Source organism: Parabacteroides sp. AF14-59, assembly GCF_003479515.1.
Lineage (GTDB): Bacteria > Bacteroidota > Bacteroidia > Bacteroidales > Tannerellaceae > Parabacteroides > Parabacteroides faecis.
On the sequence record NZ_QUHH01000007.1, the window covers coordinates 1 to 13,385 of the forward strand.

8 protein-coding genes are annotated in these 13,385 nt (G+C 41.4%); 6 read left to right on the forward strand and 2 right to left on the reverse strand.

Annotated elements, in window-relative coordinates; translation table 11 throughout:
• The first annotated feature begins 34 nt into the window (after positions 1-34).
• Both DWW23_RS09855 and DWW23_RS09860 read left to right on the forward strand, forming a co-directional pair.
• Positions 35-466, forward strand: a complete 432-nt coding sequence (locus tag DWW23_RS09855) for a GNAT family N-acetyltransferase (protein WP_122353119.1) — start codon at positions 35-37, stop codon at positions 464-466.
• A gap of 849 nt (positions 467-1,315) precedes the next feature.
• Entirely contained in the window at positions 1,316-3,286 is a 1,971-nt protein-coding gene (locus DWW23_RS09860; RefSeq protein ID WP_122353120.1) for a TlpA disulfide reductase family protein, read from the forward strand.
• 95 nt (positions 3,287-3,381) lie between these two features.
• Here DWW23_RS09860 and DWW23_RS09865 read toward each other — a convergent pair whose 3' ends face one another.
• Complete coding sequence (locus DWW23_RS09865; protein WP_122353121.1) at positions 3,382-6,528, reverse strand: hypothetical protein; 3,147 nt, start codon at positions 6,526-6,528, stop codon at positions 3,382-3,384.
• Between the two features lie 135 nt (positions 6,529-6,663).
• Here DWW23_RS09865 and ribF point away from each other — a divergent pair, with 135 nt between their 5' ends.
• From ribF to DWW23_RS09885, 4 genes are all read left to right on the forward strand, one after another.
• Positions 6,664-7,590, forward strand: a complete 927-nt coding sequence (gene ribF, locus DWW23_RS09870; RefSeq protein WP_122353122.1) for a riboflavin biosynthesis protein RibF — start codon at positions 6,664-6,666, stop codon at positions 7,588-7,590.
• Between the two features lie 97 nt (positions 7,591-7,687).
• Positions 7,688-8,740 (forward strand): M20 family metallo-hydrolase, encoded by a 1,053-nt coding sequence (locus tag DWW23_RS09875; RefSeq protein ID WP_122353123.1) that lies wholly within the window; start codon positions 7,688-7,690, stop codon positions 8,738-8,740.
• A gap of 6 nt (positions 8,741-8,746) precedes the next feature.
• Positions 8,747-10,084, forward strand: coding sequence for a lipopolysaccharide biosynthesis protein (locus tag DWW23_RS09880; RefSeq protein ID WP_122353124.1), 1,338 nt, complete (start codon positions 8,747-8,749; stop codon positions 10,082-10,084).
• Positions 10,069-11,679, forward strand: a complete 1,611-nt coding sequence (locus DWW23_RS09885; protein ID WP_122353125.1) for an asparagine synthase C-terminal domain-containing protein — start codon at positions 10,069-10,071, stop codon at positions 11,677-11,679. The genes DWW23_RS09880 and DWW23_RS09885 overlap by 16 nt, the downstream gene beginning before the upstream one ends.
• Before the next feature lie 16 nt (positions 11,680-11,695).
• Here the strand turns inward: DWW23_RS09885 and DWW23_RS09890 are convergent, their stop codons facing one another.
• Positions 11,696-13,363 carry a nucleoside kinase gene (locus DWW23_RS09890; protein ID WP_122353126.1) on the reverse strand — a complete coding sequence of 556 codons (1,668 nt, stop codon included), beginning with the start codon at positions 13,361-13,363 and terminating at the stop codon, positions 11,696-11,698.
• Between the last annotated feature and the right edge of the window lie 22 nt (positions 13,364-13,385).

Below are 13,385 nucleotides of genomic sequence, written 5' to 3' on the forward strand. Positions count from 1 at the left end.
GCTATCATATTTATTACAATATAAATTATAAAAAATGGAAATAAAAATCATTAAACAAATCACAGACGAAGTAATTGAAGGATTACAGAATATTCTTCCTCAACTGTCTCCATCATCGGTATTTATTTTAGATAAAAAGCATCTGGAAAATGTAATTAAATCAGATTCTATAACTCTATTTATTGCCGAAGATGAGAATAAAGTTTTAGGTACTTTAACGCTTGCAATATATCCAACACCTCTTACCAGAAAGGCATGGATTGAGGATGTTGTAACCGATAATGCTGCCAGAGGAAAAGGAATCGGAAAACTATTAATTGAGGCGGCGATGGAACATGCCCAAAAATTGGGAATTGAGAAAGTCGACTTAACATCAAGCAATGATAGGATTGCTGCCCACGGATTATATAAAAAGACCGGATTTGAAAAAAGAGATACTTCCGTTTTCAGAAGGTATATCAAGTAGCTACTGACACTATAGCTTTCATAGAAAAACTATTATCGGATAGAGAGTAAACCGAACAAGAGAAAGAATAGATATGTCAAAATGATATTTTAAGTGCTTTTTTACGGCAAGGTATGGAGCTTGACCAAACACAGTCATATTTTAGAGGATTCTCCGGAAGTTCAGATATATCGTATTGCAATAAAGGAGAAGATAAAACAGACTTTAAGACAGGATAATTCAAACAACAGCTCTCATTTATTCTTAAATTTTAATCCTCAGAAGATTAATGCAAGGCTCTTTTTGAATGATCTCACCTACCTTCCAGAGTAAAAAAGAGGCCGAAAAACATAAGATTGGGGTAAAAAATCATACGGCTAAGCTCCATTTAAATATTATTTAACACATTTTTCTATTAAAACAAATCCCCAGTTCATTTAAAAGGAAATTTTTTTCGTTTAAAACGAGATGAATTTTCTTTTAAACAAACTGAAAAATCAGAGAAGAAAGGCCTATGTGTTAAATATTGTAATCAAACATTCTCTAAAACAGTTAATTCAAAACACGCATACATTAGTATCACAAGCTATTTTTTTACTATTTGATAGCATAATACAGTATTTAATAGCTATTTATTATTTTACAAAAACTGATCAATAAAAAAACTCCACATTTCACATCTCCGGCATACGTCAGTAAATACAAAGGATAGCATAAGGAGGAGTTAAAATAGTCATAAAAGCTTGACACAAATGATAAAATAGAATAAAATAGAAAACAAGAACCTATCTACAGTATCAGCTTATTAAATTAAATTTTATCTTTAATCCATATAAATCAACCAACGATTAACACTAAAAACACTCCTATATGAAAAAGCAAGCTACCATTTTATTCTTACTCCTGGGGATAAGCTACACTACATTCGCCCAGCGCATCATAAAAAATCCTGAATATGAATTCAAGAGTACCGGTATCAATACAATTACCCAAATAGAGCGAAACAAAGAAAACACACGGATACAAATACACAGTGAATTCATACCCCATTGGTGGATCACTTTCGACAGTACCTCTTACATCAAAGACGCAGATTCCGGAAAGAAATATTTTCCCATCGGAATTGAAGGTACTACATTCGGTAAACAAACGTTCATGCCTGATTCCGGCGATTCGATATTCACCTTGGTCTTTCCACCTCTCGATAAGAAAATGAAAAAATTCGATTATATGGAATCTGAGACAGGGGAAGGCTCTATCTTTGGAGTCTCACTGGAAAAGAAGAAAAAACAAAAGACCAAACAGACAGAAGAAGGTATATACGGAACATGGAAAGATATGGAAAACCATTTGGCTACAGAAGCCGATCCGTCAGTTAATTATGGGAGCGATTTCTTCCGGAAAGACACAGCTCACTTACGTGGTTTTCTGAAAGGGTATGATAGTCGCGCCGGATTCAATACGGGTATAATCTATATTAATAATGTCATGACCCGCGAAGATTATCCGACTGTTGTACAAATTCATCCTGACGGACGCTTTGAAGCAGATTTCCCGCTGAATCAACCTTGGGAAGGCTATATCTTTTTTAAAAGAACAACAGTACCGTTTTATATCGAACCCGGAGAAACTTTATTCATTTCTCTCGACTGGGAAGATTTTCTGATGGCAGACCGGTATCGCGACCGCCGATATGAATTCAAAAACATAGTATACAAAGGTACCTCAGCCAGGATAAATGCTGAACTTTGCAGGATTAAAGTAAACACCTTCAGTTATAGGGATTTTGAAAACCAACTCAAGACGCTTTCCCCTGCGGATTTCAAACAACAGCAATTGGAGGCTCTTCAAGAAGCAAATGACTCGCTGGCACTAAAACTGAAACAAAACTCAACATCAATCAAAGGACAGCAAATTTTGAAAAATAAAATACTTTTGTCATTCTACGGAGCTTTGTTCGATTATGCGATGATGCGGACTCATTATGCTGCCCGGGATTCTACCAACGAGATACTGAAACAACCGCTTCCGGACGATTATTACGACTTCCTTACACAGATTAATAGTAACGATAAAAACTTAATGATCCCGAATTCATTCAGTAGTTTCATAAACCGTTATGAGTTTATGGGACCTTTCAATAAAGCCAATATGCCATTCAAACCCGAAGACAGGTTCGAAGTACTTAGTAAAGAATGGATACGTAAAGATTCTATTTTACGAAATGATTTGCAAATCACTCCCGGTTTATTGTTCGATATAGCCAAGGTTCGTTCATTGGATTACGCTCTGAGTTCGATCACACCTAAAGAAGGAACTTTACTGGTCGGACAGCTAACCAACAGCATCGCTGAACCTTTCCTGAAAGAAGAAACAATGCGCATGTATGCAAAAAAATTCCCGGAGGGAGAAAAACAGGCCTATAAACTTCCGGAAGGAAAAGCGACCGATATTTTCCGCAAAATGGTCAATCCGCACAAAGGGAAGTTTGTCTTAGTTGATTTTTGGGCTACAACCTGCGGCCCTTGCATTTATAGCATTAAAGAGATGCAGCCGCTAAGAGATAAATACAAAGGCAGTCCGGATCTTGCTTTTGTATATATTACGGACACAGGTGGTTCTCCAGAAAGCTCTTACAATAAATTCATTTCGGAAAATGATATGGGGGATAACTTGTTCCGCTTGTCTGAAGATGAATATAACTACTTGCGCCAGTTGTTCAGATTCAACGGTATACCCCGTTATGTCATGTTAAACCGGGATGGGGATGTAATCGATGACGATTTTCCCGGACACAGTGCAAAAACAGAATTACAGAAGCTATTGCCGGATAGCAAATAAATCAGCTCAATAAAAGCACTAAAAAAAGAGGATGTTGCAAAAGCATTAAAAATAAAGCTTTACAACATCCTCTTAAAATATACTCCGATTAAAATCTATTCAACAGTTATTATATGCACGGAAGGTTCATCCAGCGTAACTGTTTTCGTTTCTCCCGTCTCCGTATTAAAACAACGTATCGTATCTTTCTCCGTATTCTGCACTGTTACCTGCCAGCCATTATCAACCTTTGTAATACGTAAGATATCCGTCGTATTGCTACCGGGAGAAACTGCCAAACCATCGGCACAATGAATCGTTTCGATATGATAACGTCTCACATCGACAGGGAATTTCCAGCCATTGCAAACGAATGTAGCCTGATGTTGCTGCTCATCACTTTGCCAGTCGGTGTTCAACAGATAAATAGTACGGCGATCCTTATTATCCCAGACAGTAAAACCAACAGACGGAGCTGATTCGATCCAACCTTTTGAGAGTTCTTCACCGACTGTTTCTGTTGCTAACTCACGCATTGTCGCCTCATACTGGCTTCGTAAAGAGGCTTCTGCCGGATATACCGTCTGCGGGAAATAGATAATCTTTCCACTGCCAAACGAAATAACAGTCTTTCCACTCAATGACTTATAACTATCACCTAACATTTCACGGATAACCGCATCGTTTACCGGAAACTTCACAGGCTGGTCCGGTTGAAGTTCGGCATTCAGGTGAGCAGCGGTCAGAACCAACGTTCCGCCGTTAAATACATAGTTGCGGATACGGAGGAAATCGCCTTCCTCAAAACTATTCCAGCCCAGGAAAACCATTGCCTTGTATTTATTCATCACATCCTGCGGAGCTTCGACAGGTAAGATATCCACTGTACCATAAGGGGTAGAAGTAAACCAACCTTTCGGACCACAACCGTCGACAATATTATCCGGATAGAAAACATTCAGCAAATCGAAACTTTCCGTCGCCTTGTTAAATTCCCATTTATCTCCCTTCTGTGACCAGAGACTGCCGCGGCCAAATGATTTCCAGGCATCATTTCTTCCCTGAAGAACGGCAATGTTACTTTTCAGTTCACCGCGCCGGGTATGTGTTTCTATAAAGTCAAGCACACGGTGCTGAGCATACAGATGTTCTTTGCCGGACTGGGAGTAACGGTCGTTTGCATATTCGTCCAGCCATAATGCCTCTTCGGTGTTCATATGGGAAGAACCGTGCATATAAGCTACTGCCAGTGACATATATAAACGCAGGGAGTGTTTCGGATCGGTGAAAGGACCTGATCCCCATTGCATGGCATGCAACGTTCCATAATTTTGTTTACTATAGGCACGTGAGGCACCACGCAGGGAAGAGAGGATAATTTCTTCCGGGCCATACATCTGCTCGGCTCCCAGCCAGTTATAACCTGCCTGATATAAATAACGGAACATAGTGGACGGACCGGTATGACGACTGCTCTCCCCCTTTGAATAACGGAAGTTTTCAACCAATTTACGGGCACCGTCAGCCATATCCTTCACCCCATACGGGTCATAATGAATAAATACGCCATGATCGGTGTAGATAGGACGATGTTTGGCAAAGATACCCCCATAAGGGCGGTTACGGGCAGCCATATCGGAGAAGACTCCCTGATACAGGAAATGTTGCCAGTAATAATAACCACCGTCATTTTCATGTGCCTGTTTTCCGCGAAACATAGGAGATGCCAGTGTCTCCAGATCCGGATTGATACGTTTTCCTGCCAATGTACGGCCTTCTACCTGCCAGGCATAAGGAATCTGCAGCTTGTTCAGCAAACCGGTATAATGACGAATAACTTCCGGACGGGCAACACGGAAACCACTCCACTGGTAAGACGGGCGGAACTGATACCAGTTTCCAATGCGTTTGGAAATATACCATTTGAAAAAATAATCATAAGGCATATATTCTTTATCTATATAAATCTCATCGCCCGAAGAAATATATACCTCATCCGGCTCTTTTTCTATTATCTGGCGAATCATCACTTCCGCTTTCCGGCTTCCGTCATCAAAAGTCATCGGGACGGCAGAAGCATAGTCTCCGGCACGAAATTCCACAACATGCAAACCGGTCTCTTTCAGTTCTATCTCCTGGAACGACGGGAATACGAAAGACGGAGCCTGTACTTTTAAACGTACATCCGGTTTGTTGGTTTCCAGCAAAACGCCGAAAGCCGCCCCTGCCGTTACATAATCAGGAACTGAAACGACCTCAAAGTCGCGGGCACTCTCCTCGATAAGTTCCAGAGAACGGAGTTCGTACGAATAAGCAGCACGGTTGTCTTCTTTCAATAGAGTCAGTTTCAGATCCCCTTTTCCCTGTACGGATTCAGGCAAAAGGATATAAAAGTCCGCTATATCGGAAGACCGATCGAAAATGTTTCCTTCATAAACAGTTGTACCGTTGAAATCCAGCTTCCAACGCGGCCAACTCCGGGTGGACAGGTTACATCCCGTCCAGTAATTATAATCATCTGTTTTATCGGCAAACTTCGCAAAAGGAATGGAGCAGACCTGTTTCTTATTCTGCATCAGCCGGGGAGCTTCCACCCAGCATTCGCCACTGAAATGAGTTCCTCCGATACGTAAAAAGGCACATGCTACATTGTCGGGAAGGACAAACTTCTGCACTACATTTTGGTATTTACCGGAACCTTCGGGCACAGGGAAATAAAGCAATGAATCCGGGCGATCGTAAATATCGTCTTTATAACGTCCCGGTTTTTTGTAAAATAATTCTATTTCCACTCCGAAGTCTCCACCGGGTGATACGGACAGATCCCGACGTTTTACGACCGGCAATGTGACCGTCAGTTCACCGGGTTTCAGTAAATCACCCGATATGCGGTAATAGGCATGCCGTTCGAAATTATTATCTTCTCCCTTAAAATACAGGGAATATTTGTCTTTCTCTACATGGACGGAGTCCAGATTGTCATCGATATAAAATTCCGATCGCCTGAACATTTCTTCTCCCCTTTTCTCAAAAGGAGCCGGCATTTTCACACCTCCGATTACACGAAGGAATTTCCGGACAGGATAGGCTTGCTTTTCGAACGAAACTGTTTCGGATACACTGTTGCCGGGAGCTAGTAAATGTACTTTTCCGTTGCCGGAAGGAGTGAATATCACCGTTCTTTTCTCTGTTTGCACGTCATCGGCAAACACGGAAGCTACGGCTAACAATTGACAGATCAGAAGATAAAAGATTTTTTTCATAACTAATATTCAGAGATGTCTGTTAATAAATCAGGCCAAATGTACAACTAATTTGTATGTTACGGATAACAAAGAGTGATTATACCTCGTTGTTTTTATGTACTTTTGCCATTCCATTGAATGAATAGAAAGAAAATGATCGTTATCAGAGATACGGATTTATTAAAAGGGAAAAGACTGGTCGCCACTATCGGCTTCTTCGATGGGGTCCATCTGGGACACCGGTTCCTGATCAATGAACTGAAAGGAATTGCAAAGGCTAAAAACCAGCCTTCGGCAGTCATAACCTTTCCGGAACATCCTCGTGCCGTATTACATTCGGACTATCAACCGAAATTACTGAATTCATTTGAAGAAAAACTGGAGCAACTGGCGACTACAGGCGTCGATTACTGTATCGTTCTCGATTTCACTATAGAGCTATCTCGCTTGACGGCACAGGAATTTATCACTTCCATACTGGCTGAGAAACTGCATACAGACGCATTGCTGATCGGTTACGATCATCGTTTCGGACGCGATCGCAAAGATGGTTTCGAGCAATATGTCGTTTACGGGGCTGCCTGTGGGATGGAAGTAATAAAAGCCTCTCCTTATGACGAAGGCCGTACAGCAGTCAGTTCGTCGGAGATCAGAAAGTTGCTGACCGACTGTCATGTGGAAGAAGCCGCCCGGCTACTGACTTATCCCTACCAACTGCGGGGAACAATCGTTAATGGGTATAAGGTCGGGCGTAAACTCGGATTTCCGACAGCCAATATACAGGTGAATGAACCTTTTAAAATCGTTCCGGGAATCGGGGTATATGCTGTCTGGGTATACCTGAAAGGTAAAAGATACAAAGGTATGCTTTATATCGGCGATCGTCCTACGCTCGATAACGGCGATAATATCACACTGGAAGTAAACATCCTGGATTTCTCGGGAGATATCTATAATAATGAAATAACTGTTGCGTTTATATATTATGTACGGGGAGATGTCAAATTCAATTCGCTGGACGAACTGATAGAGCAACTCGGACGCGACAGGGATACGGTGGACAAGATATTAATTAGTTGATAGTTGACAAGTGACAGTTGACAGTTACGAGCAAGCATCAGATGCTGCAGGTAGCTTCAACTGTCATTTGTCAACCGTCAACTGTCAACTATAAAAAATGTACTACGAAGCAATAGATACTTTAAAAGGGATGATCAGTCGTCCTTCTTTCAGCCGGGATGAAACGGCTGTAGCCGATTTCCTGCAACAAACCTGGCAGGCCGCCGGACATTCGGTTCATCGTAAAGGGAATAATCTATGGATCGTTTCTCCGGGATTCGACCTGAAGAAACCGACCTTATTACTGAACTCACATATCGATACCGTAAAACCGGCTTCCGGCTGGACAAAAGATCCTTTCAATCCGGAAGAGAGCGAGGATGAAAAACTTTACGGTCTCGGAAGTAATGATGCCGGAGCTAGTGTAGTATCTTTGTATACTGCTTTTACCTTGTTAACCGGCAAGGAGCAAATGTATAACCTGATATTCCTGGCTTCCTGCGAAGAAGAAGTTTCCGGTAAAAACGGTCTGGAAAGCGTTCTGCCCGAATTGCCTCCGGTCTCCTTTGCCATTGTCGGCGAACCAACCGGAATGCAACCGGCTGTAGCCGAAAAAGGATTGATGGTTCTCGACTGCGTTTCGACCGGCAAGGCAGGGCATGCCGCCCGGAATGAAGGGATCAATGCAATCACGCTGGCGATTAAGGACATCGAATGGTTCAACAACTATCAGTTTCCGCAAAAAAGCGATTTCCTCGGACCGGTAAAGATGAGCGTTACGATCATTCATGCAGGTACACAGCATAATGTCGTACCCGATCGCTGTGAATTTACAGTCGATATACGCACCAATGAATTTTACCCTAACGAGAAACTGTTTGAATTGATCAAAGAGCAAGTAGGTTGTGAAATAAAAGCACGCAGTTTCCGCCTGAACTCAACACGGACAGAGCTGAATCACCCATTTGTACAGCGGGCAGTCCTGATGGGTAAAGAGCCATTCGGTTCGCCTACACTCAGTGACCAGGCACTTATGCCATTCCCATCCGTCAAGATAGGTCCGGGCAATTCCGCCCGTTCGCATGCGGCAGACGAATACATCGGGTTGATGGAAATAAGGGAGGCTATCGATACCTATGTGCGGTTACTGGACGGACTAATTATCGTATAATAAATTATGATAGACAGGATACGAATAACCTTGGATAAATTACAGCAGTCAAACATTACCAGACATGTTGTAACCTTAGGATTAGGCTCATTCGTTTCACAACTAATACCGATTGCAGCCTCTCTAATACTGTCCCGCATATATTCCCCTAAAGCATATGGTGACTGGGGAATATTTGTTAGTTACACAGGTATATTGATAGTTTTAGTATCTGGAAAATATGAGTTGGCAATTCTCCGCCCTTCCAGAAAAGTCGGTGCATTAAACTTGGTGGTTTTATCCACTTTGCTGGCTTTTACCGGAAGCTTCTGTTTTTTTCTTCTTCTGTATTTACTCTGTTTTTTAATGCCTGAGATTATTATTCCAGGTTTGAATTATTTACCTCTTTATGTATTTATGACCTGTCTTATCCAAATATATAATGGATATGCCAACAGGACTGAGCAATATGATGCCATAGCGCGCTCATCTATATCGCGTAGTCTTTCACAGGCCGGAAGCAGGATAATACTGGGAGGACTCCGTTATGAAAGTGGCTTGATCATAGGTGCTTTACTGGGAACCATAGCCGGAATATGGTCATTTGTGAAGAAAATACATATCATCCGGGATATACGACGAAGTTTCTCTTTCCGATACATGTGCAAATTAGCCCATGTATACAGATATTTTCCTTTTTTCCAAATGCCGAGCGCTTTGTTGAATTCACTGTCGACAAATTTACCATTGATTCTCATGGCATTCTATTTCAATAAAGATCAGATAGGCTGTTTCTCCATGGCTATCACTTTATTATATCTACCGGTCACTCTGATCAGTAATTCTTTAGGACAAATATTCTATAAGAAAGCATCTGATTGGCCACCGGAAGACACTGCAAAACTGGCACACAAGTTTTTAAAACTAACATTTCCTATCGGACTAGCAATGTCTCTGTTCCTTATCTGGGGAGGAGAACATCTGCTGGGATTCCTTTTAGGCAATCTGTGGAGTACCACCGGTTTATATGCAGCTTACCTATCTCCATGGATCTGGTTAATCCTTTGTTTTTCTCCTCTAGGAATGATTTTTGACGCATTAGATAAACAAAAAACAGAGATGATACTAAATATCTGTTTATTTGTTTCCAGAATCGTGGTAATCATTGCAGGCGGAAGTTTGCTGGCTGCGCATCAGACCATTCTCTTATATGGTGTGGTCGGAACTATATTATGGAGCCTTGAAGGATACATTATTTACCGATTGATCGGTATCCGGATTACCACCAGAGAAAAGAGATTCGCTTTCATATTTATCAGTATTGTCTTATTGAGCTGGAGTATAAAAATATGGTACACATTCTAATTGAAAATAATCGGATCCATTCCTGGAGTACACACTCTCAGGAAAAAATGATAGGGTATGTAAAAGGGTATGCTTTCTATCAGAAAGAACTACTGCAAGGGGAGCTATTGTTTCAAACAGTACAGAAAGCCTGGAATGAAATGTATCTGGAGCAACTATTATTCGATCTGAACGGACAATTCTGTATTATTCTTCAACAAGAGAAACAGACCATTCTCATTACAGACAAGATACGCAGCTATCCTTTGTTCTATCTGGTAACAGGAGATGATTATATCGTAACCGATACGGGGGATACAGCCTATACATCCTTATCCGACCGTGAATGGGATAAGACTGCTGTTTTAAGTTATCTTTCAGCAGGATACATGAATGCTGGCTACACCCTTTTCAGCAACTGTAAAATAACACCGGCATCCACTTATATCGTTATCGATAAAGAAATAGCCATTAAATACTACTATACTCCCATATCATTAAAACAGTTAACACAACCGGATATTATATTCAAACGAAGTAAACAAGCATTGGAATCGGCTTTCTGCCGAATGCTGGAGAGTATCGGAAATGCAACAATCATCCTCCCTCTTAGCGGTGGCTACGACTCCCGGCTGCTTGCATGCCTGTGCAAGCAATTTAATGTACCAAACGTAATATGCTATACCTATGGAATCAAAGGAAGCCCTGAAATCAACGTCTCCCAAATGGTAGCCCAACAACTGGGATACCCCTGGTATTATGTTGAATATACAAAAGAGAAATGGGAGCGGCTATTAAAATCAAATATCTTCGAAGAATATATGCGTTATGCCGGAAATCTAAATACGATCCCTCACTTACAGGATTTTCTTGCCATTCAAGAACTCAAGGAAAAACAAATCATTCCGGAAAAGGCTGTTGTCATTCCCGGACATACAGGTGATGTAATCGGAGGAAGCCATTTACCACAGCATATCCAGAGGAAGACTATCGTATCTAATTTATACGATAAATACTTTACTCTTAATATTTTAAAATCCAGAGAAAAAAAAGATCTGATCAACAATTTCCAACTCTATATAGAAAAGACATATCCGGTAGGTAACGAACAGGATTATTATCAAGCCTTTCATCTTTGGGGGATACAATCCAGGCAAACTAATTTCATAATAAATTCCGTACGTTTGTATGAATTTCAGGGATTAGACTGGAGAGTTCCCTTATGGGATGATGCTTTCGAGCAAGTGTGGGATGCCATTCCTTACAAACTACGTGTAGGTTCAACTCTTTACAATAAATTCCTTTTTGATACATACTTTATGCCCTTTGGTGTAAGTTTCCATAAAAAGAAAGAGAACAATATTCCCTCCCCTTTCATTCAATTCATTCGAAATATAATCTCTAATGAAGATCGTTATTATATCAAACGACTTTTAAGCCAAGTGCACTTATATTCTTTTCCCAAAGATATAAATGCACTGGATATTGTAGGTGAACTCTTAATGAAAGAGAAAAATCTGCAGAAGCTACCATGTATCCGGACAACAAAGCCCAACAGCATGTGTATGAAAGCACTATACTATTTGTCACTTTATCCCGAAAGTTTCCCCCAATAAAGATGTCGACTTTTTCTCAATAACGGAAACTTCCGCCTCCCAGGAACTCACGTAAAAGTGAAGTTCCGGGCAGGCCGACATCCGGAATATAATTGAAGTAACGCAGGAAGCGCAACAAACGATAAGCTTCCGCATTCTCTTCGTCGTCTTCACGTACTTCTGCCAAAATCGGCTCGGCAAACTTACGCAAAGCAGCTAGCTCATAAAGCATAGCACTGTTGAACATCGCATCCGCATTTTCCTGGTAAGGGAAAATCCATTTATCTTCTCCCCGACGCACACTCGGCCAGCGGGCAATCGTATCCTTCGCTGAATAACCACGGAAACGGTAATCGCGGATAATGCGCCGTAGCAAACGATTATCGGTCGTCGGTATCCAGTTATGATTGTCCAGAGAAATAGAAGTCAGCACAGAGACGTACACCCGATACTTATATTTATCGTCTATCATGGAAGTAAGTTCCGGATTCAGTGCATGAATACCCTCTATCACCAACACGGAATTCTCACGCATTTTCAGTTTCTTACCTTTATAGACCCGCATACCTGTTTCAAAATTGAAGCTAGGCACTTCAATCTCTTCTCCCGACAACAGTTTTTTCATTTCACTGTTGAAATAAGGTAGATCAAGTGCATAAAGCGATTCAAAATCATAATCGCCGGTCTCATCCTTCGGCGTATCTTCCCGATTCAGGAAATAATCGTCGAGCGAGATACTGACAGGGTGGATCAGATTTGTTATCAACTGTACTTCCAGACGTTTACAGAAAGTCGTTTTTCCGGAAGAAGACGGTCCCGATATCAACACGATACGAACCCCGTCCTGATATCGGTCGGCAATCTCTTCTGCTATTTTAGCGACCTGTTTCTCCTGCATCGCTTCGGATACCATGATCACTTCAGACGTATGTCCGTTCTCGAGAGCACGGTTCAGATCACCCACATTATTCAGATCCAGTGTCCGCTGTAAAGTCAGATGCTGCTTGTAAGCCTCGAACATCTTGTCCTGTTTGATCGCCGGTTCCAGTTCCAGCGGATTGCTTCTTTTCGGTATCTGGAGCAACACCCCGTCAAAATAAGGAACGATATCGAACAACTGGATATAACCAGTAGAAGGAGTCAGGCAACCATAAAAGAAATTGATATAGCCATCCAACTCGTAGTAAGAAGTATACGGCATACCGGCGGTTTCAATCAGGCGTGCCTTATCATTCATCCCGCGTTCACGAAAAAGGACGGTAGCATCCACTGTCCGTACCGTTTTATGCAGGAAAGGCAGATCGGCATCGATAATTTCACGCATACGCTTCTTTATCTTGTCGATCGTTTCTATGTCGATCTTCTTTCCGTTATGGATCACGCAGTAGTAACCCTTCGAGATCGGATGTTCTAAATTTAATGTAGCGGAAGGCAACACGTCATTCACCGCTTTCGAAAAAATATGACACAACGAACGGACATACGTACGAAGCCCGGAAAGTTGTGTATAGTCCACGAACTCAACATCTTTCGGATGCCAGCAGCGAAAATTCAAGCTTTCCACTTTATTGTTCACTTTTGCATTCATCGGACGGAAGCGCAAAGGCGCACCGATCATCGTATAAATATCTAATAAAGAAGAGCCAATAGGGACCTCTTTATAGGTATTGTTATTTTTGCAATAAATTGTGATTGTTTCAGACATATTATATCAGTTATTATTTGTA

Coding starts and splice junctions, on each gene's coding strand:
- DWW23_RS09855 (WP_122353119.1), top strand. CDS start 35: ATGGAAATAAAAATCATTAAACAAATCACAGACGAAGTAATTGAAGGA.
- DWW23_RS09860 (WP_122353120.1), top strand. CDS start 1,316: ATGAAAAAGCAAGCTACCATTTTATTCTTACTCCTGGGGATAAGCTAC.
- DWW23_RS09865 (WP_122353121.1), bottom strand. CDS start 6,528: ATGAAAAAAATCTTTTATCTTCTGATCTGTCAATTGTTAGCCGTAGCT.
- ribF (WP_122353122.1), top strand. CDS start 6,664: ATGATCGTTATCAGAGATACGGATTTATTAAAAGGGAAAAGACTGGTC.
- DWW23_RS09875 (WP_122353123.1), top strand. CDS start 7,688: ATGTACTACGAAGCAATAGATACTTTAAAAGGGATGATCAGTCGTCCT.
- DWW23_RS09880 (WP_122353124.1), top strand. CDS start 8,747: ATGATAGACAGGATACGAATAACCTTGGATAAATTACAGCAGTCAAAC.
- DWW23_RS09885 (WP_122353125.1), top strand. CDS start 10,069: ATGGTACACATTCTAATTGAAAATAATCGGATCCATTCCTGGAGTACA.
- DWW23_RS09890 (WP_122353126.1), bottom strand. CDS start 13,363: ATGTCTGAAACAATCACAATTTATTGCAAAAATAACAATACCTATAAA.